The organism is Variovorax sp. Root318D1 (genome assembly GCF_001424835.1).
GTDB lineage: Bacteria > Pseudomonadota > Gammaproteobacteria > Burkholderiales > Burkholderiaceae_C > Variovorax.
The window spans coordinates 12,573-32,025 of sequence record NZ_LMCQ01000009.1; the positions used below are offsets into that span (position 1 = coordinate 12,573).

Here is a 19,453-nt window from a genome sequence, read left to right on the forward strand (position 1 = left end):
CCTTTCCCCGCAGATCGCAAAGAGAAAACGGCAGAAGGAAGTGTCTGTCCACACGACGGAGGACGAAATGAAACTCGACGGCGCGGCGGGGTCGGAGATGCAGGAAAGCCTGATGAAGGTGGGCGTTCCGGGGCTCGACGATGTGCTGGGCGGCGGCCTCACGTCCAACCGCCTCTACCTCGTCGAAGGAACCCCCGGCTCCGGCAAGACCACCATCGCGCTCCAATTCCTGATCGAAGGGGCGACGCGTGGCGAACCGGTGCTGTACGTCACCCTGTCGGAAACGGCGCGGGAGCTCCGGGGCGTGGCGAACTCCCACGGATGGGACCTGAGCGGCATCGAGGTGCGCGAAATGCTTCCGTCGGAAGCTGCGCTCGAGCCTGATGAGCAATACACGATGTTCCATCCCTCGGAGGTGGAGCTCAGCGAGACCACCTTGAAGATCCTCTCGGATGTCGACGTGATCAAGCCCACGCGCGTGGTGTTCGATTCGCTCTCGGAGCTGCGGCTTCTGGCGGGCAGCTCCCTGCGCTACAGGCGGCAGATCCTGGCGCTCAAGCAATTCTTTGCGGGCCGGCAGTGCACCGTGCTGCTGCTCGACGACATGACCGCCATGAAGCACGACCTGCAGGTGCAGAGCATCGCCCATGCGGTGCTGCGGCTGGAGCAGATCAGCTCCGACTACGGCGCCGCGCGGCGCCGGCTCGTCGTCAGCAAATACCGGGGCAAGCAGTTTCGCGGCGGCTATCACGACTACCGCATCGATCGCGGCGGGCTGCGCGTGTTTCCTCGACTGGTGGCGGCCGAACACGCGTCGGAGCTGTCGCAAGCGCGAATTCCCAGCGGCATCGATTCGCTCGATGCCTTGCTCGGTGGCGGGATCGAGCGGGGTACGAGCACGCTGTTCGTCGGCGCGCCGGGCACCGGCAAGTCGACGGTCGCGGTGCAGTTTGCGCTGGCCGCGGCGCAGCGGGGCGAATGCGCCGCCCTTTTCGTGTTCGACGAAAGCATCTATACGCTGCGCACGCGCTGCGAGAGCATGGGCATGGACCTCGCGCCGTACATCGAATCCGGCCTCATCAAGGTGCGGCAGGTCGACCCTGCCGAGCTGTCACCGGGCGAGTTCGTGCACCTCATCCGACTGGCGGTCGTCGATGCGGGTGCCGCGGTGGTGGTGATCGACAGCCTCAACGGCTATCTCAATGCCATGCCCGACGAGCGCTTTTTGATCGCGCAGCTGCACGAGCTGCTTTCCTATCTGGGTCAGTCCGGCGTCGCCACGCTGTTGGTGGGCGCGCAGCACGGCCTCATCGGCATGCAGATGCAGACGCCTGTGGACGCGAGCTACCTGGCGGACGCCGTCGTGCTGCTTCGCTACTTCGAGCTGGACGGCGAAGTGCGCCAGGCGATCTCGGTGCTGAAGAAGCGGGGCGGCGCGCACGAGCGGACCATCCGCGATTTCTCCATGACCTCCACGGGCCTGCACGTGGGCGAGCCGCTGCGCAACTTCCGGGGCATCCTGACGGGCATTCCCATTCCCATCGACGGCGTGCATCCCTCATCGTGAGCTCGCTACCCGCATCCGTCGAGCAGCGCATCCTGCTGCGCACAGCGACCTCCAGGGATGCCTTCATGGCGAGCGCCGTACTGGCACGCGCACAGGTCACCTCGCACACCTGCGCCAACCTGTGCGAACTGGTGCGCGGGCTCCAGGAAGGTGCGGGCGCCATCATGCTGGCGGAAGAAGTGCTGTCCGATCCGGCTGCCGCCGCATTGACCGAAGCGCTGGCTGCGCAGCCCCCCTGGTCCGATCTTCCGGTGCTCATCCTTGCCCGCCAGGGCGCCGATTCGCCCGTCATCGCCGCGGCCATGGACCGGCTTGCGAACGTGACCGTGATCGAACGGCCAATGCGCGTGGCCTCGCTGATCAGCACGGTCCGAACGGTGCTGCGGGCGCGCAACCGGCAGTACCAATTGCGCGACCTGCTCGACGGCCTGCGCGAATCCGACCAGCGCAAGACCGAGTTCCTTGCCACGCTGGCGCACGAACTGCGCAACCCGCTGGCACCGATGAGCACCGCGCTGACGCTCTTGATGCGCAAGCCGCACGAGCCCGCGGATGCCCAGCGCTACTACGAACTCATGGGCCGGCAGATCGACCACATGGTGCGGCTCGTGAACGACCTGATGGAAGTCTCGCGCATCACGCGCGGAAAGATCGAGTTGCGCATGGAAGCCGTCTCGCTCGAAGCGGTGATCAAGGACGCCATCGAGCTGAGCCGGCCTTTGCTCGAAGGCTCCAGCCACACCTTGAGTGTGGAACTGTGCCGCCAGCCGCTGGTGGTGCGGGGCGACGGCGTCCGCCTGACCCAGGTTTTTTCGAACCTGCTGAACAACGCCGCGAAGTACACCGCGCCGGGTGGAAACATCCGCGTCGTTCTTCGCGAGGAAAAGCGCAACGCCGTGGTCGAGGTCTGGGACAACGGCACCGGCATCGAACCCGACATGCTGAAGTCGATCTTCGAAATGTTCGTGCAGGTGAGCGGCACCTCGAAGGCGGCCCAAGGGGGACTGGGCATCGGGCTCACCCTCGTGAAGAGCCTGGTCGAGCTTCATGGGGGCAGCGTGGAGGCACGGAGCGAGGGGCTCGGCTGCGGCGCGATGTTCTGCGTGCGCCTGCCGCTCACGCGGCTCGAGGCGGGCGCAACCCAGGCGCCTTTGCCTGCCGTTAGCGGCTGGCCGGTATCGCTGTCGCGTACGGTGCTGATCGTCGACGACAACCGGGATGCGGCCGATGCGCTCAGCGATCTGCTGCGCTCGCTCGGCGCATCGACCTGCGTGGCCTACAGCGGCGCGGCCGCGCTGCGCATGATCGCCGAAGGCCCGGCGCCCGGACTCGCCATCCTGGACATAGGCATGCCTGGCATGGACGGCTGCGAACTGGCCATGAAGCTGCGCGCCAACCCCGAACTTTCCGGGCTCATCCTCGTCGCATTGACCGGCTGGGGGCAGCGGGGCGACAAGGAACGCATCGCCAAGGCGGGCTTCGACCATCACCTGCTCAAGCCGCTCGACCTGGCGGCGCTGATATCGATCTTGCAGGGCCATTCATGAACCCCGATGCGACCACGCTTTCGGCCGCGACCCAGTCGGCCCACCGGCCTTCGCTCTGGCGGCGCTGCCGCCGCTGGGTGCTGCCGCTGGTGGGAATCGCGGTGCTCGGCCTGCTGCTGTCGCATGCGCACAAGGTCGACTGGGCCGGCGCATGGGAAGCACTGCAGCGCTACCCCGCAACGCTGCTGTTGGGCGTGCTCGGGGTCGCCACCGCAAGCCATGCGCTCTATGGATGCTACGACCTGATCGGGCGGCGGCACATACGCCATCGGGTGCCAGCCTGGCGCACCTGGGCCATTGCCGTGACCAGCTACGCCTTCAATCTCAACCTGGGCTCGCTGGTCGGCGGCATTGCGCTGCGCGCGCGGCTCTATGCGCGTGCTGGGCTGGACGAGACCTCGGTGGCGCAGGTCGTAGGGGTCAGCCTGGCGACCAACTGGCTCGGTTACGGCCTGCTGGCCGGCGGCCTGTTCGCGGCCGGCATCATTTCGCCGCCGCGCCAGGCGAGCATCGGGGCGGGCGCACTGCGCGGCCTTGGCGTGGTCATGATTCTTCTGGCTGCGGCCTACGTGGTGGCCTGCGCTTTTTCACGCGGGCGGCAGTGGCAGCTGCGGGGGCGCAAGCTGAGGCTGCCTTCCGCGAAGCTGGCGCTCATCCAACTCACGCTCTCCACCGCCAACTGGTCGTTGATGGGATGCGCCATGTACCTGCTGCTCGGGCGGCAGGTGCCGTACGCAACGACGCTGAGCGTTCTGCTGGCCGCTTCCATCGTCGGCGTCATAACGCCGATTCCGGCCGGCCTGGGCGTGCTGGAGGCCGTGTACCTGGCGCTGCTCTCGGGCAGCGTGCGCCAGGGTGCGCTGATGGGGGCCGTGCTGGCCTACCGCGCGCTCTATTACCTGCTGCCGCTGGGCGGCGGCGTCGTGCTCTACCTGCTTCTCGAACGCTATGCGGCAAGCCATCCGCAAGGCGGCGCGGAAGCCGACACGCCATGGCGCGCGCAAACCCGCTGAAGCGCTACAAGGAGAAGCGCAACTTCGGCGTCACGCCCGAGCCGGAGGAAGGCGGTGCATCGGCGCCCGGCACGCTGCAGTTCGTGGTGCAGAAGCACTGGGCGACCCGCCTGCATTACGACTTCAGGATCGAGCTCGACGGCGCCATGAAAAGCTGGGCGGTGCCCAAGGGTCCGAGCTACGACACGCACGACAAGCGCATGGCCGTGCACGTGGAAGACCACCCGATTTCCTACAACCAGTTCGAGGGCGAGATACCGCCCAAGCAATACGGTGCCGGCAAGGTGATCATCTGGGACAAAGGCACGTGGACCCCGCTCGGCGATGCGCGCAAGGGCTACAAGGAGGGGCACCTGAAGTTCGAGTTGCACGGCTACAAGCTGCGCGGCAAGTGGGCGCTGGTGCGCATGCACGGCAAGAACAAGAGCGACAAGCAGGACGCATGGCTCCTGATCAAGGAGCACGACGGCTATGCCCGCCCGGCGGCCGAGTTCAGCGTGGTCGACCAGTTTCCCGACAGCGTGGCCGCGCTGCCGATGCCCGAAGCCGTTGCCGCGGCGCCTGCAACTGCTGCTTCGACCTCGTCGGCAAAACGCGGCAAGGCGGCCAAGGGCGGCATGCCCGCCGATGCGGTGAAGGCCGCCATGCCGGCCAAGCTCTCGCCACTGCTCGCCACGCTGGTCGATGGCCCGCCGCCGGACCCGCAGAACTGGATCTTCGAGATCAAGTTCGACGGTTACAGGCTGCTCGCCTGCGTCGACGCCAAGGGTGTGCAGCTCTTCACGCGCAACGGACACGACTGGAGCAGCCGCATGCCCCACCTGGTGCAAGCGATCGAGCGCATGAAACTCAAGCCGGGCTGGCTGGACGGGGAGGTGGTGGTACTCAATGAGTCCGGAGGCACCGACTTCCAGGCGCTGCAGAACGCCTTCGACAGCGACAAGACGCGCAACATCGTCTACTTTCTTTTCGACCTGCCGTACTACGGCGGCTTCGATCTCACCGGCGTGCCGCTGGTCGAGCGCCGGGCCTTGCTGGAAACGCTGCTTGCCAAGGCACCGCCCGAAATCCGCTTCAGCGCAGTCTTCGACGCGCCGCCCCAGGACATCGTCGCCTCGGCCTGCAAGATCGGCCTCGAGGGCGTCATCGGCAAGAAAAAGAACAGCACCTATGCGTCGCGGCGCTCGCCCGACTGGATCAAGCTCAAGTGCTCGTCGCGGCAGGAGTTCGTCATCGGCGGGTATACAGATCCCAAGGGCTCGCGAGTGGGGATCGGATCTCTGCTGCTTGGCGTGCATGACGAGAAGGGCGAACTCATCTATGCGGGCAAGGTCGGCACGGGTTTCAATGACCGCATGCTCGTCGACATGCTCCAGAGGCTGAAGCCGCTTCGCGTGGATAAGCGGCCCTTCAAGAACCCCACCGAGAACGATCGCCTCGCGCATTGGGTCAAGCCGGTGCTGTTGGCCGAAGTCACTTTTTCCGAATGGACCAAGGACGGGCATGTGCGCCATCCGGTGTTTCACAGCTTGCGCAGCGACAAGCCCGCCAAGGCGATCATCCGCGAGAAGCCGGTCCACCAGACGGGCGCGAAGCGCGAACCCGAGACCCAGGCCGGACCCGCGCCCGCCACCACGATGCCCGCGAACTTCAAGGTCTCGAACGCCGACCGCGTGGTCGACAAGTCCACGGGCATCACGAAGGTGGAGGTGGTGCGCTTCTACGGCCTTGTCGCGCCGCTGATGATGGAACACCTCAAGGCCAGGCCCGTGTCGTTCGTGCGCGCGCCGCAGGGCATCCACGGCCAGCTCTTCTTCCAGAAGCATCTGGAAGAGGGGCAGATGGCAGGCGTGCGGCAGCTTGACCCAGCGCTGTGGCCGGCGCATCCCGCGCTGATCGAGATTGCGGGGCCCCTCGGCCTATTGAGCGCGGCGCAGATGAACGTGATCGAGTTCCACACCTGGAACGGCGTGAAGACGCTGATCGGAAAGCCCGACCGCATGACCTTCGACCTCGACCCCGGTGAGGGCGTTGCCTGGCCCATGGTGCAGCAGGCGGCCGAGCTGATGCGCGTGGTGCTCGACGAACTGGACTTGCCTTCGTTCTGCAAGACCAGCGGCGGCAAAGGCCTGCACGTGGTGGTGCCGCTTAAGCGGCAGTACGACTGGGACACGGTGAAGGATTTTTCAGAGGCCATCGTGCGCCACATGGCCCGCACCTTGCCGCAGATCTTCGTGGCGAAGAGCGGGCCGAGCAACCGCGTCGGCCGCATCTTCATCGACTACCTGCGCAATGGCTTTGGCGCGACCACCATCTGCGCGTGGTCGGTGCGGGCGCGGCCCGGCATGGGCGTGTCGGTGCCGGTGGAATGGCAGGAGGTTCCGACGCTCACGAGCGGTGCTCAATGGACCCTTCGAAACATCCATGCGAGGCTCGATCGAGGCAACCAGCCGTGGGCCGACTATGCGAAAGCGGCGAAGAGTCCGGGCGCGGCGATGAAGAGGCTGGGTTTCGAAGCAGCCCGCCCGCGCACGGAGCGCTGAGGCTTGCTCAGAGTTCGATGAGGGCCGACGTGGCTTTGTTCAGCGCCAGCTTGCCTTTGGCGGTGATCGATTCCACTTGGGCCAAATGACGGATCGCGCGGTCGTCGGGCGTGTGCGTGGCGGAGGGAGGAATGAAGGCGGTCACCAATTCGGCGGCCCGCAATACACGCAGTCTGTCGATGTCGGCCGGCGTGTGCACGACGTATGGCAATCTCTGCTCGGCGATGACCCGAAGAAATTCCATGGACATGAGCCGTCTCCTTGTTCTAGATAGGCGGACGTGCATTTTGCGGAGAAATTCGCGCTTGTGGCTGATTGCTGCAGCGCACATTCAGGCCGCAGTTGTATCAATGTGTTTTGCGTTACCGAGACTGAAAACGAAGGTCCCATTTTCCGGGGCCAGTGCCGGTTTTGGGCGCTTGTGCCGGTTACCGGTATCGGTGTATTTGCGAACCAATCGGGCGTCGCGCGTGTCCTTCGGCGCGGCTTTTCAGGCCTTCGGAGAACCGACTCTTTCGAAGGTCACGAAGCTGTAGTGGAGGCCTTCTTTCGCCGAGATGTGCGATTCACGATTCGTCTCGCGCCACTCGGAGGGAGAGAGCTCCGGCGCATGCGCATCGCCTTCGTAATCGCGGGCAATCTCCGTGACGACGGCTAGTTGGGCCAGCGGCTCGGCCTCGGCATAGATCTGCGCGCCGCCGATGATCCACACATCCGGCACCTGCGATTCTTCGCACAGCGAGAGCGCCTCTTGCAGGCTGCCCGCGCGCTGCGCGCCTTCGGCTTTCCAGTCGTCCTGCCGCGTGATGACGATGTTCCATCGGCCCGGCAGCGGCCGGAACCGCGGAGGCAGCGAGTCCCAGGTCTTGCGGCCCATGATGACGGGCGCAGCGCCCGTCGTCTGCTTGAAGTGCGCTAGGTCTTCGGGCAGGTGCCAGGGCATGGTGCCGTTGGCGCCGATCACGCCGTTGGATGCGCGGGCGAAGATGAGGTTGATGCGCGGTGTGGTCATGAGGCCGAACGGTCCCTTACACCGCCACGGGCGCCTTGATCGGCTCGTGGTGCTTGTAGTCGAGCACTTCGAAATCTTCGTACTGGTAGTCGAAGATCGAAGCCGGCTTGCGCTTGATGTTTAGCGTGGGATAGGGATAGGGCGCGCGGCTCAGCTGCAGCGCCACCTGCTCGGCGTGGTTGCTGTAGATGTGGCAGTCGCCGCCGGTCCAGATGAAGTCGCCCACGTCGAGATCGCACTGCTGCGCCATCATGTGCGTGAGCAGGGCGTAGCTCGCGATGTTGAAGGGCACGCCAAGGAAGATGTCGGCACTGCGCTGGTAGAGCTGGCAGCTGAGCTTGCCGCGCTCGCCCGGCGCTTGCGGCGGCGCCACGTAGAACTGGAAGAACGCGTGGCAGGGCATGAGCGCCATCTTTGAGAGCTCGGCAACGTTCCATGCGCTCACGATGATGCGGCGCGAATCGGGGTTGGTCTTCAGGGTCTTGATGACTTCGGAAATCTGATCGATGTGGCCGCCGTCGGGCGTGGGCCAGCTGCGCCATTGCACGCCGTACACGGGGCCCAGGTCCCCATCTTCGCGCGCCCACTCGTCCCAGATGGAGACGCCGCGTTCCTTGAGCCAGTTGTTGTTGCTGGAGCCGGTCAAAAACCACAGCAGTTCCTGGATGATGGACTTCAGGTGCACCTTCTTCGTGGTCACCAGCGGAAAGCCTTCGTTCAGGTCGAAGCGCATCTGGTGGCCGAACACGCTCTTGGTGCCGGTGCCGGTGCGGTCGCTCTTGAAGACGCCATGGGTGTCCACGTGGCGCATGAAGTCTTCGTACTGGGAGCGGACGGGGCGGGCGGGCGTGGAGGTCATGGAGAGGGTGTCGTGGCCAGGTTGTTCGAATTTTACGGACTGATTGCCTTCTTGCTCCTTCCCCCGCTGGGGGAAGGTTGGGATGGGGGCTGCCCCCGCGTTCATCGCAGCGCGGGGTTGAAGGCCGCGTGCCCCCACCCGGCCCTCCCCCGGGAGGGGAGGGAGAAATATCTGGAAGCCTTAAACGCGGATCACGCGCCCCGGGTTCAGGATGTTCTTCGGATCGAGCCCGCGCTTGATCGCACGCATCATCTCCAGCGCCACCGGCGACTTGTGCTTCTCGAGCTTGTCGACCTTGAGCGAACCCACGCCGTGCTCGGCCGAGAACGAGCCGCCGAACTTTTCGACCGCGTCGTACACCAGCGTGTTGATGCGCTCTTCCTCGTTCTTGAGGAATGCCTTGGTGTCGATGTTCTCAGGCGCCTGCACGTTGTAGTGCAGGTTGCCGTCGCCCAGGTGGCCGAAGTTCACCAGCCGTACACCGGCGATCTCGCGTGCCAGCAGTGCATCGGTCTCGGCCACGAAGGCCGGAATGCTCGAGACGGGAATCGAGATGTCGTGCTTGATGTTCAAGCCCTCTTCGGCCTGCGCGAGCGGAATGCTCTCGCGGATGTGCCAGAGCTGGTGTGCCTGCGCGAGGTTCTCAGCCACCACCGCATCGGTTACGCAGCCGTCTTCGAACGCCGTTTCGAGCAGCGCCTCGAATCGCGCGCGCGCATGGTCTTCGGACTCGCTGTCGGAGTTCTCGAGCAGCACGCAGTAGGGCACGGCGTCGTCGCCGATGAACGGCACGCGCAGCTGCGGCATGTGCTTGTCGACCAGGCTCAATGCAAACTTGCCCATCACTTCAAAACCCGTGAGGCCCGAGCCCAGATGCTTGTGCGCAAGGCCGAGCAGCGTGACTGCATGGTCGAGCGAGGGCACCGCGGCCCAGGCCGTGAGCTGCGCCGCGGGCAGCGGGTAGAGCTTCATGGTCGCCGCGGTGATGATGCCGAGCGTGCCTTCGCTGCCGATCATCAGGTCGCGCAAGTCGTAGCCGGTGTTGTCCTTGCGCAGGCCGCTGGTGCCTTCCCAGATTTCGCCCTGCGGCGTGACCACTTCGAGGCCGAGGCACAGCTCACGCGTGTTGCCGTAGCGGACCACCTGCGTGCCGCCGGCGTTGGTGGCCAGGTTGCCGCCGATGGTGCAGCTGCCTTCGGCCGCAAGACTCAGCGGGAACAGGAAACCCTGCTTCTCGGCTGTCTCCTGCAGGGTCTGCAGGATGCAGCCGGCTTCCACGGTCATCGTGAGGTTGGCGGCGTCTACGGTGCGAATCGCGTTCAGCCGCTGCAAGCTCAGCACCACCTGCGTTCCGCTGTCGTCGGGAGTGGAGCCGACCGCCAGGCCGGTGTTGCCGCCCTGCGGCACGATGGCCGTGCCGGCCGCCGCACATGCTTTGACCACATCGGCCACCTGCTGTGCGTTGGCGGGCCGCACCACGGCCAACGACTTGCCGTGCGCGCGCTTGCGCCAGTCTTGTTCGTAGGCCGTGAGGTCGCCTTCGTTCAGCACGTGCTGCGTACCCACGATGGCGCGCAGCTGGTCGATCAGGGGAGAAGATGTGGTCGTCATTGGCGTCATTGGGTGGAAGCCTCCAGTTGTCGGGCAGCCTTGGCGTTGCGCAGGCGCAGCCGGACGTGCAATGCGCAGGCCGTGAATAGCGCGAGGCACAGCAGCACCTCGATGAGCGCGAGCACTTGACCCACGCCGTTGGTGTCGCTCCATGCGCGCACCACGCCCTCGGTGAAATAGAGCCAGATCATCAGGCTGACCCAGCGGTAGGTGTACATGCGGTTCTTGTAGAGCCCCGCAAGCGGAATGACAAGAGGAAGCACCTTGAGCGCCAGCAGCGAACCGCCCGGCCGCAGCGGCGCCAGCCACAGCTCCCAGGCCAGCCCGAGCACGATGAGCCCGGCGAGGCTGCCCACGGCAAGCCAGCGGGTGGCGCTGACGGAAGAAGAGGCGTGCGGTGTGATGGTTTGCATGGATTGGACACCGCGGAACTGGCGACACGAAGCGTGCGAAGACGAGAGGAGGGTTCGGGTTCTTATGATACCGGCCATGAATCGTCAGCAGCTCTGGAAGGATCTTTCGCGCTTTCCGTGGGGCAACACCGCGGCGGTGCTGGGCGAGCGCTTCCGCGAAGATCGGCTCGGGCTCACGGCCAGCAGCCTTACCTTCACCACCACCATTGCCATGGTGCCGTTCTTCACGGTGGCGCTGGCGCTTTTTACCGTGTTCCCGATGTTCGCCAAGCTGCAGGGGCGGCTGCAGCGCTGGCTCATCGAAAGCTTGATTCCCGACAACATCGCGCGCCAGGTGCTGGGCTACCTCAATCAGTTCTCCAGCAAGGCCGGCGGCCTGGGCATCGCGGGCCTGGTGGTGCTCCTGATCACCGCCATCGCGCTGATCCTCACCATCGACAAGACGCTCAACAACATCTGGCGTGTGCGTTCGCCCCGGCCGTTTGCGCAGCGCGTGCTGATCTACTGGGCTGCCATCACGCTCGGCCCGCTGATCCTGGCGGTGAGCCTCTCGACCACCTCGTATGTGTTTGCCGCGTCGCGCGACGTGGTGGGCGGCAGCATCCTCAAGCTGTTCTTCGACACCTTCGAGATCGTGCTGCTCGCGGGCGGCATGGCCTCGCTCTATCACTACGTGCCCAACACCAATGTGCGCTGGGCGCACGCCTGGGCCGGCGGCATCTTCGTGGCGGCCGCGATCGAAATTGCCAAGCGCGTGCTGGGCTACTACCTGAGCCTGGTTCCGACTTACTCGGTGCTCTACGGCGCCTTTGCCACGGTGCCCATTCTTCTGATCTGGATCTACGTGGCCTGGGTCATCGTGTTGCTGGGCGCCGTCATCGCGGCCTACCTGCCGAGCCTCTTGACCGGCGTTGCCCGCCGCGGCGGCCGGGCCGGGTGGCCGCTTCAATTGGCGATGGAGGTGCTGCAGCACCTGGCACGGGCGCGCGCCACGCCGGCCAAGGGCATGGGCGCCGCCGAGCTCGTCACGCGCATGCGGGTCGACACGCTGCAACTGGTGCCGGTGCTCGAAACCCTGGTGGCAATCGACTGGATTGCGCCGCTCGCCGAAGAAACCGCCGACGAAGATCCGCGCTACGTGCTGCTGGCCGATCCGTCCACGCCCATCGAGCCGCTTCTGAGGGAGTTGCTGATGCCGCGTGCGGAGCCGCTAGAAGACCTGTGGCAGAAAGGTCCGCTGCATTCGCTTCGCCTGGGCGATGTGCTATTGATTTAATAGCAATCAGATATTGACTTTGCCGAGCCAGATGTCGCGGTACATCGCCCAGTCGCCCATGAAGCTGTAGAGCGGGCGCTTGAACGATGCGGGCCTGTTCTTCTCGAACCCGAAGTGCCCGATCCAGGCAAAACCGTAGCCCGCGATGAGCCCGGCCAAGAGCCACAGCGGATTGAATGTGACGATCAGCGCCACCAGGCACAGCAGCGAAATCGTCGAGCCAATGAAGTGCAGGCGCCGGCAGGTGCGGTTGGCGTGCTCGGACAGGTAGAACGGATAGAACTCCGCGAAGCTCTTGAAACGATGCGGATCGACGGCAGATTCCGGAGCAGTCGTGGTGTTCATCGTGCAAGTCTCCTGGGCGCCGGGGGCGCTTTGTTCATAATAGCCACGAGCATTAATCCGCACCAACGCGGCTTTGTATTCACACCTTCACCGCATCAGCTTTGAGCGCTCTTCCCGCCGCCCCCGATTCCGCCGAGCCGGCCCGCAATGCGCCGTGGGTCGTGTGCCTGTGCGCCGAATGGTGCGGCACTTGCCGCGACTACCGGCCGCTGCTCGAGCAGGTGGCGCGGGCGCATCCGCAGTTCCGCTATGCCTGGGTCGACATCGAAGACCACGCCGAGATTGCCGATGCCTTCGACGTCGAAACCTTTCCCACGCTGTTGATTGCCGGTGCCGACGGCACCCGCTTTCTGGGCCCGCTGCTGCCGCATGCCGAGACGCTCTCGCGCATGCTCGGCGCGCTGCAAGCGCCGCAGCCGTCCAGCCTCGACGTCGACCTGCTGCTGGCGGTGATCGAGAAACGCCCGGCCGACTTTGCGGTCTGAACCGCGCTCCCTGCCATGAACATCCTGATCTTTGGCGCCACCGGCATGGTGGGGCAGGGCGTGCTGCGCGAATGCCTGCTGGCGCCCGACGTGGCCCGCGTCGTCGCGGTCGGCCGCAATGCCACCGGGCAGCGGCACCCGAAGCTGCAGGAGGTGGTGATCAAGGACATGAACGACTACAGCGCCTTCGAGCCTCAATTGCAGGGCTTCGATGCCTGCTTCTTCTGCCTCGGCGTGTCGTCGGTCGGCATGAAAGAGGTCGACTACAAGCGCATCACCTACGACCTTACGATGGCCGCAGCCACGGTGCTCTCGCGGCTCAACCCGGGCATGACCTTCACCTACGTGACTGGAGCCGGCACCGACAGCAGCGAGCGCGGCAGCAGCATGTGGGCGCGGGTGAAGGGCGCCACCGAAAACGCCTTGCTGAAGCTGCCGTTCAAGGCCGCCTACATGTTTCGTCCCGGCATGATCCAGCCGCTGCACGGCGTGCGTTCGAAGACGCCGCTCTATCAGGCCGCGATCATGGTGCTCAAGCCGGTCCTCGGGTTGGCATACCGGCTGTGGCCCGACAAGGTGACGACGACCGAGAAGGTGGGCCGGGCGATGCTGGCCGTGGCGCGGCACGGTGCACCGAAGGTGCTGCTCGACCCGGCGGACATCAACGCCCTGGGCCGCTGAAGCTTACGCCGCCGCGGGCGCACCGGCCCGCGCGCGGCCCAGCTTGCGCCGGCCCGCGCTGGCAATGGCATGCACGAGGTGTTGTACGAACTCTTGCGCCAGCGGCGTGAGCGTGCGGCCTTCGAGTGCCAGCACCTGCAGTTGACGCTGCTGCAGCGGCGCCTCGGCAAAGGGGCGCGCGACCACCGTGCCCGCGTCGATGAGGTGCGTGACCGTGAGATGGCCCGAAAGCATCACGTCCGGCGTGCGCAAGAGTGGCAGCAGCACCGATGAAAAGTTGCTGACGAAGATCGCACGGTACTGCAGCCCCTGCAGGCTGCACGCCTGGTCGAACAGCTGCCGCGCCGTCACGCCCTTGTCGCCCACGGCCAGCGGGTAGCGCACCGCGTCCGCCACCGACACCACGCGCTGCCGCGCCAGCGGGTGGTCGGGGCGCAGCACCGCGAATACCGGTGCATTGGCGGAGTGCTCGATCTTCAACCCGGGCTCGGGCGCCACCACGTATTTCAGTGCAATGTCTGCTTCGCCGCGTGCGAGCAGTGCGCTCACGCCGTCGGGTGAGCCCACGTGCAGTTCGAGCTGCGTGCCCGGATGCGCCGACTCGAAACTGCGCATGACCTGCGGCATGAAGTGCGCCGCGAACCCTTCGGTGCAGGCCATGCGGATGCGGTGAGCGCTGCGGCCGCCCAGGTCGCGCACCTGTTCGATGACCTGCTCGATGTCGAGCTGCGCATTGCGCAGATGCGCCGCGAGCCGTTCGCCAGCCGCGGTGAGCGCCATCCCCCGGGCATGGCGCTCGAACAAGGGCGTGCCCAGGCTGTCCTCCAGCTTGGTGATCTGGCGGCTGACCGCCGACGAGGCCACGAACAGTCGCGCAGCGGCCTGGCTGACCGAGCCGCTGCGCGCCACCTCCAGGAAATGGCGCATCGGAATGCTGAGAAGCGGTGGGGTCATGGAAGTCGAGAGCCTTGCCTTCAAGGCAATGGTAGCTTGCAAAAACGATGCTAGGAGCATCGTCCCTCAGGCCTTGTACTTGCTGCACCCGCCGGAAACAGGAAATCCCCTCATGCAACGTACCCAAAGCCTTGCCGCTGCCGCCGCCTATTTCGACGATGGCAGCTTCTTTGCCGACCTGCAGCGGCGCGTCGCTTTTCGCACCGAGAGCGATACCGGCGCCGCCACGCCCGCGCTCGGCGCCTACCTGCGCGACGAGCTGGTGCCGCCGCTGGCCGCAATGGGTTTCGCCTGTGAAATCGTCGAGAACCCCGTGGGCGGGGGTGGGCCCTTCCTGATTGCGCGCCGCATCGAAGACCCCGCATTGCCCACCGTGCTGAGCTACGGCCACGGCGACGTGGTGAGCGGGCAGGATGCGCAGTGGGACGAAGGCCTCGGCCCCTGGGCGCTCACGGTGCGCGGCGACCGCTGGTACGGGCGCGGCACTGCCGACAACAAGGGCCAGCACACCATCGCGCTCGGTGGCCTGGCCGCGGCGCTGCAGGCGCGGGGCGGGCGCCTGGGCTACAACATCACCTGGCTCATCGAGACCGGCGAAGAGGCGGCATCGCCAGGCCTTCATGCGGTGTGCGAACAGCAGCGCGACCGGCTGCGCGCCGACCTGTTCATCGCCAGCGACGGGCCGCGCGTGAGCGCCGCGCGGCCTACGCTGTTTCTCGGATCTCGCGGCGCCGTCAACTTCAGCTTGAGACTGCGTGCCCGGGCGCGGGGCTACCACTCGGGCAATTGGGGCGGCGTGCTCGTCAATCCGGCCACGGTGCTGAGCCATGCGGTGGCATCGCTGGTGGATGCGCGCGGGCGCATCCTGGTCGAGGCCTTGCGTCCGCCTGAAATTCCGCAGGGCGTGCGCGACGCACTGGCCGACATCGCGATCGGCGGCGGTGCCGACGATCCCGCCCTCGACGAAAACTGGGGCGAGCCGGGCCTGAGCCCGGCCGAGCGGCTGGTGGCGTGGAACACCATCGAGGTGCTCGCGCTCGGCGCCGGCTCGCCACAGCGGCCGGTGAATGCGATTCCGTCCGAGGCGGTGGCGCATTGCCAACTGCGCTTCGTGGTTGGAACGCCGTGGCGCGATTTGGCGAAGATCGTTCGTGCGCACCTGGACGCGCACGGTTTCGACAACGTGGAAGTGCAGGTCACGCTCGAAGGCGCGGCGACGCGGCTCGACGTGGAGAACCCGTGGGTCGATTGGGCCCGACGCTCCATCGAGCAAAGCAGCGGCCAGCGCGTCGATCTGCTTCCCAACCTTGCTGGCTCGCTGCCCAACGACGTCTTCGCCGACCTGCTGGGCCTGCCCACGCTGTGGGTGCCACATTCCTACCCGGCCTGCGCGCAGCACGCGCCCAACGAACACCTGCTGGCACCGCTGGCGCGCGAAGGCCTGCAGATCATGGCGGGTCTCTATTGGGATCTGGGAGAGCCTGGCTTGGCTCCCTGGACCGCCGGAAAAACGCAGCACGCCGTCGCCTGATCTCTTCTCTTGCTGGACGAATCCATGAAAACTGCTGCTCTCTTCCATCGCCTTGGCGGCCTGCTGGCTTGCGCTTCGGCACTCGTCGCCTTTCATGCGCCCGCGCTTGCGCAAGGCAACTGGCCCGACAGGCCTGTAAAGCTGGTCGTGCCCTTTCCGCCCGGCGGCGGCACCGACATCGTCGCGCGGGCGATGGGGCAGGGCCTGTCGGAGAAGCTCGGCCAACCCGTGGTCATCGACAACAAGCCCGGCGCCTCCACCATCATCGGCACCGACGCGGTCGCCAAGGCTGCACCCGACGGCTACACGCTGCTGCTCTCGGGTTCCACCAGCTACAGCGTGAACCCCGCGCTGCGCGCCAAGCTGCCGTACGACCCGGTTCGCGACCTGGCACCCATTGCCATCGTCGCGCGCACGCCGCTGGTGCTGGTGGTGGGTGCCGGCACGCCATGGCGCTCGCTGCCCGAGCTCATCGCTGCCGCCAAGGCCAAGCCGAAGAGCATCCGCTACGCCACCTTCGGCGCCGGTTCGGGGCCGCACCTGGCGGGCGAACTGTTTGCGCTGGCCGCGGGCATCCAGCTGCAGGACATTCCGTACAAGGGCAGCAGCCAGGGTTCGATGGCGGTGATCGGCGGAGAGATCGAGATCGGTCTCGACACCGTGGCCGCTGTGGCACCGCATGTGCGCTCAGGCAAGCTGCGTGCGCTGGGCATCGTGGGGGCGACGCGTTCCAGCATGCTGCCCGAGGTGCGCACCCTGGCGGAGCAGGGGCTGCCCGACGCCACTTTCGATGCCTGGTACGGTTTTGCCGCGCCGGCGCGCACGCCAGCCCCAGTGCTCGACAAGCTGGCGCGTGCCGTCACGGCCACGATGGGCAGCCCGGCCCTGCAGGCGCAGCTGCGCGCGCAGGGCATGGAGCCTGTCGCCATCGGCGGTGCGGCGTTCCGCAGCCAGATGGAGGGCGAGATTTCCCGATACCGCGCGCTGGCGCATCGCGCGGGTATTGCTGCGGAATAGCCCGCGATTGGCTCAGGCAGGCATTCCGACGAAGTCGCGCAGCGCGAACAGCACTTCGTCGGGGGCCTCGTTCATCAGCGAGTGGCCCGCATGCACGGTCACCACCTTGGCCTTCTTCGCCTTGCCGACCAGCGCCTTGGTGGCGCGCGGCGGCGTCATCTGATCGGCATCGCCAAGCAAGAAAAGCACGGGGCACTGGACAGCCTCGATGGCCTTTTCGCCATTGCCGTAGTCGTTGCAGGCCTTGAAGCCGATGTGGAACACGTTGGCGTCGCGGTTGCTCGCGAGCACGCGGCGCATCAGCGCGCGCGAGCTGCCATAGAGCCAGGTGCCGGGGCCGAGCGCTGAGGGCGGCGGCGCGAGCAGCGAATGCGAGAACGTGTTGACCATCGCGATGGCGCGTTGCGGATCGTTGAGCGCACCATCGAGCAGCGCGGGCGACACGGTCATCGGATAGGCCGTGCCCACCAATGCCAGATGGGTCACCCGTTCAGGCGCGCGTGAAGCGGCTTCAAGCGCAATCAGCGAACCAAAGCTGTGGCCCACGAGCGCGGCCTTCTGCACGCCGGCCACGTCGAGCAGCGCGATGACGAACTGCGCGGCGTCTTCCACGCTGGCGGGCGGCGGGCCTTCGCTCTTGCAGTGGCCGGGCAGGTCGAGCGCGAGCACGTTCCAGCCGTGGTTGGCGAACCAGCGGCTTTGCAAAATCCACACGCTGTGGTCATTGAGCACGCCGTGGATGAACACCACGGTTGGCTTGTTCGCATCGAAAGTCTTGCCGCCGGTGTAGCAGTAGGCGGTGTGGCCGTTGACGGTGTAGTTCATGTCAGTTGCTGCGCCTCGTGTTTGGCTTGCTTGTGTTCGAGTGCTCTTGTTCAGGGCGCGTGCAAAGGCCACCGGGTACTCCCCTCCGCGAATGTCCCCCGGCTTCGCCTCCTCCTTTATTTCGCTGCGGGGAGCACCCGGCGCCCTGTGCACACCGAGCGCTGCGGTTGTTCCGCTCGATCAACAACCGCTCTGCCCAACGATCCCGTCGATGGGGTGCCTTGCGCAGCGAAATAAAGGGGGAGGCCGCAGGCCGGAGGACATTCGCGGAGAAAGGTACCCCGTCGGCGGGAGCGCCAGCGCCAAACACAACACGACGAGCAAAAAGGCAAGCCTTCATTCCTACACCCCCGCCTTTTCCGCAGCCTTCAGCGCACGCTTCAGGTCGTCGATCAGGTCGGCTGGGTCCTCGAGCCCAATCGAAAGCCGAATCGTCCCCTGAGAAATGCCTGCACCCGCAAGCGCCTCGTCGGTCATGCGGAAGTGCGTGGTGCTGGCCGGGTGGATCACCAGGCTGCGGCAGTCGCCCACATTGGCCAGGTGGCTGAAGAGCTTCAACGCTTCAATGAAAGCCTTGCCCTGCGCACGGCTGCCCTTGATGTCGAAGCTGAACACCGCGCCGGCGCCGCGCGCGCCGTGGCGCAACAACTTCTGCGCCAATGCGTGGCTCGGATGCGATTCGATCAGCGGGTGTCCCACGCGGGACACGAACGGATGAGTTGCCAGAAATTCGACCACCTTCTGCGTGTTGTCGATGTGCCGCTCCATGCGCAGCGGCAGCGTCTCGATGCCCTGCAAGATGAGCCACGCCGTGTGCGGACTCATGGATGCGCCGAAGTCGCGCAGGCCTTCGCGCCGCGCGCGCAGCAAGAACGCGCCCACCGTGCTTTCCTCGCTGAAGACCATGTTGTGGAAACCGTCGTAGGCCTGCGTGAGCTCGGCGAATTTGCCCGATTTTTCCCAGTCGAAACTGCCGCCGTCGACCACCACGCCGCCAATCACCGTGCCGTGGCCTGAAAGGAACTTGGTCGCCGAGTGGTAGACCAGGTCGGCGCCATGGTCGAACGGCTTGATGAGGTAGGGCGAGGTGAGGGTGGAATCGACCAGCAGCGGCACGCCCGCCGCGTGCGCAATGTCGCTCACCGCCGGGATGTCGAGCACGTCGAGCCCGGGGTTGCCCACGGTTTCGCCGAACAGCAGTTTGGTTTCGGGGCGGATCGCGGCCTTCCAGCCGTCCAAGTCGCCGGGCTTCACGAACGTGGTTTCGATGCCGAAGCGGCGCATCGTGTAGTGCAGCAGGTTCTGCGATCCACCGTAAAGCGCGGTGCTGGCCACGATGTGGGAGCCGGCGCCCATGAGCGTGGCGACCGACAAGTGCAGCGCGGCCTGGCCGCTGGCGGTGGCGATGGCACCGATGCCGCCTTCGAGCGCCGAGACGCGCTGCTCCAGCACCGCATTGGTCGGGTTGCTGATGCGCGAATAGACATGGCCCGCGCGCTCCAGGTTGAAGAGTGCCGCCGCATGGTCGCTCGACTCGAAGACGAAAGAGGTGGTGAGATGGATCGGCACCGCCCGCGCGCCGGTGGCGGGGTCGGGTGCGGCGCCGGCGTGCAGCGCCAGGGTGTCGAATCCGGGGTCGGAATAGCCGGGCATGAGGACCTTTCTGGGTTCGTTCGCAATGCCCCGTTACGTCTGCTTATCATGCGCGCGCATCATGGGCGTGAGAGTCGGCGCCGATTGTGGGCTATATTCAAATCGGCACCGCCGCCGAGAA

At 66.0% G+C, this 19,453-nt stretch carries 18 protein-coding genes; 9 read left to right on the forward strand and 9 right to left on the reverse strand.

Translation table 11 applies throughout. The features are described from left to right. Window positions 1–67 precede the first annotated feature (67 nt). Genes ASC78_RS09315 through ligD form a run of 4 tightly spaced genes read left to right on the forward strand, consistent with a single transcriptional unit; the run spans window position 68 to window position 6,670 of the window. Complete coding sequence (locus ASC78_RS09315) at window positions 68–1,567, forward strand: ATPase domain-containing protein (protein ID WP_055799756.1); 1,500 nt, start codon at window positions 68–70, stop codon at window positions 1,565–1,567. Then, complete coding sequence (locus tag ASC78_RS09320) at window positions 1,564–3,114, forward strand: hybrid sensor histidine kinase/response regulator (RefSeq protein WP_055799759.1); 1,551 nt, start codon at window positions 1,564–1,566, stop codon at window positions 3,112–3,114. The genes ASC78_RS09315 and ASC78_RS09320 overlap by 4 nt, the downstream gene beginning before the upstream one ends. Further along, window positions 3,111–4,127: a lysylphosphatidylglycerol synthase domain-containing protein gene (locus ASC78_RS09325; RefSeq protein ID WP_055799761.1), complete on the forward strand. Its 1,017-nt coding sequence runs from the start codon at window positions 3,111–3,113 to the stop codon at window positions 4,125–4,127. The genes ASC78_RS09320 and ASC78_RS09325 overlap by 4 nt, the downstream gene beginning before the upstream one ends. Beyond that, window positions 4,106–6,670, forward strand: coding sequence for a DNA ligase D (gene ligD / locus ASC78_RS09330; RefSeq protein WP_055799764.1), 2,565 nt, complete (start codon window positions 4,106–4,108; stop codon window positions 6,668–6,670). Before ASC78_RS09325 ends, ligD begins: the two co-directional genes overlap by 22 nt. A 7-nt stretch (window positions 6,671–6,677) precedes the next feature. Here ligD and ASC78_RS09335 read toward each other — a convergent pair whose 3' ends face one another. From ASC78_RS09335 to ASC78_RS09355, 5 genes are all read right to left on the reverse strand, one after another. Beyond that, entirely contained in the window at window positions 6,678–6,920 is a 243-nt protein-coding gene (locus ASC78_RS09335; protein WP_055799767.1) for a hypothetical protein, read from the reverse strand. 240 nt (window positions 6,921–7,160) lie between these two features. Beyond that, window positions 7,161–7,682, reverse strand: coding sequence for a dihydrofolate reductase (locus tag ASC78_RS09340; RefSeq protein WP_055799769.1), 522 nt, complete (start codon window positions 7,680–7,682; stop codon window positions 7,161–7,163). A 16-nt stretch (window positions 7,683–7,698) separates the two neighbouring features. Beyond that, window positions 7,699–8,541 carry a thymidylate synthase gene (locus ASC78_RS09345; protein ID WP_055799772.1) on the reverse strand — a complete coding sequence of 281 codons (843 nt, stop codon included), beginning with the start codon at window positions 8,539–8,541 and terminating at the stop codon, window positions 7,699–7,701. A gap of 180 nt (window positions 8,542–8,721) precedes the next feature. Beyond that, window positions 8,722–10,152, reverse strand: coding sequence for an FAD-binding oxidoreductase (locus ASC78_RS09350; RefSeq protein WP_055799774.1), 1,431 nt, complete (start codon window positions 10,150–10,152; stop codon window positions 8,722–8,724). A gap of 5 nt (window positions 10,153–10,157) precedes the next feature. Next, window positions 10,158–10,565 carry a DUF2069 domain-containing protein gene (locus ASC78_RS09355; RefSeq protein ID WP_055799777.1) on the reverse strand — a complete coding sequence of 136 codons (408 nt, stop codon included), beginning with the start codon at window positions 10,563–10,565 and terminating at the stop codon, window positions 10,158–10,160. Between the two features lie 64 nt (window positions 10,566–10,629). Here ASC78_RS09355 and ASC78_RS09360 point away from each other — a divergent pair, with 64 nt between their 5' ends. Then, window positions 10,630–11,841, forward strand: a complete 1,212-nt coding sequence (locus ASC78_RS09360) for a YihY family inner membrane protein (protein ID WP_055799779.1) — start codon at window positions 10,630–10,632, stop codon at window positions 11,839–11,841. 6 nt (window positions 11,842–11,847) lie between these two features. On the opposite strand, the gene ASC78_RS09365 is transcribed toward ASC78_RS09360, so the two are convergent. Then, window positions 11,848–12,186, reverse strand: a complete 339-nt coding sequence (locus ASC78_RS09365) for an Mpo1-like protein (RefSeq protein WP_055799783.1) — start codon at window positions 12,184–12,186, stop codon at window positions 11,848–11,850. A gap of 101 nt (window positions 12,187–12,287) precedes the next feature. Here ASC78_RS09365 and ASC78_RS09370 point away from each other — a divergent pair, with 101 nt between their 5' ends. Further along, window positions 12,288–12,671, forward strand: a complete 384-nt coding sequence (locus tag ASC78_RS09370; protein ID WP_055799787.1) for a thioredoxin family protein — start codon at window positions 12,288–12,290, stop codon at window positions 12,669–12,671. A gap of 15 nt (window positions 12,672–12,686) precedes the next feature. Further along, entirely contained in the window at window positions 12,687–13,352 is a 666-nt protein-coding gene (locus ASC78_RS09375) for an NAD-dependent epimerase/dehydratase family protein (RefSeq protein ID WP_055799791.1), read from the forward strand. Between the two features lie 3 nt (window positions 13,353–13,355). Here the strand turns inward: ASC78_RS09375 and ASC78_RS09380 are convergent, their stop codons facing one another. Then, window positions 13,356–14,306, reverse strand: coding sequence for a LysR family transcriptional regulator (locus ASC78_RS09380; protein ID WP_055799796.1), 951 nt, complete (start codon window positions 14,304–14,306; stop codon window positions 13,356–13,358). Window positions 14,307–14,418: 112 nt separating this feature from the next. On the opposite strand from ASC78_RS09380, the gene ASC78_RS09385 reads away from it, so the two are divergent. Both ASC78_RS09385 and ASC78_RS09390 read left to right on the forward strand, forming a co-directional pair. Next, window positions 14,419–15,837, forward strand: coding sequence for a M20 family metallopeptidase (locus ASC78_RS09385; protein ID WP_055799797.1), 1,419 nt, complete (start codon window positions 14,419–14,421; stop codon window positions 15,835–15,837). A gap of 24 nt (window positions 15,838–15,861) precedes the next feature. Then, window positions 15,862–16,854, forward strand: coding sequence for a Bug family tripartite tricarboxylate transporter substrate binding protein (locus tag ASC78_RS09390; protein WP_055799934.1), 993 nt, complete (start codon window positions 15,862–15,864; stop codon window positions 16,852–16,854). Between the two features lie 12 nt (window positions 16,855–16,866). On the opposite strand, the gene ASC78_RS09395 is transcribed toward ASC78_RS09390, so the two are convergent. Together ASC78_RS09395 and ASC78_RS09400 are read right to left on the reverse strand one after the other, a co-directional pair. Beyond that, window positions 16,867–17,679: an alpha/beta fold hydrolase gene (locus ASC78_RS09395; protein WP_055799800.1), complete on the reverse strand. Its 813-nt coding sequence runs from the start codon at window positions 17,677–17,679 to the stop codon at window positions 16,867–16,869. A 342-nt stretch (window positions 17,680–18,021) separates the two neighbouring features. Next, a complete protein-coding gene (locus tag ASC78_RS09400; protein WP_055799804.1) occupies window positions 18,022–19,332 on the reverse strand; it encodes an O-acetylhomoserine aminocarboxypropyltransferase in 1,311 nt (436 codons plus the stop codon). Between the last annotated feature and the right edge of the window lie 121 nt (window positions 19,333–19,453).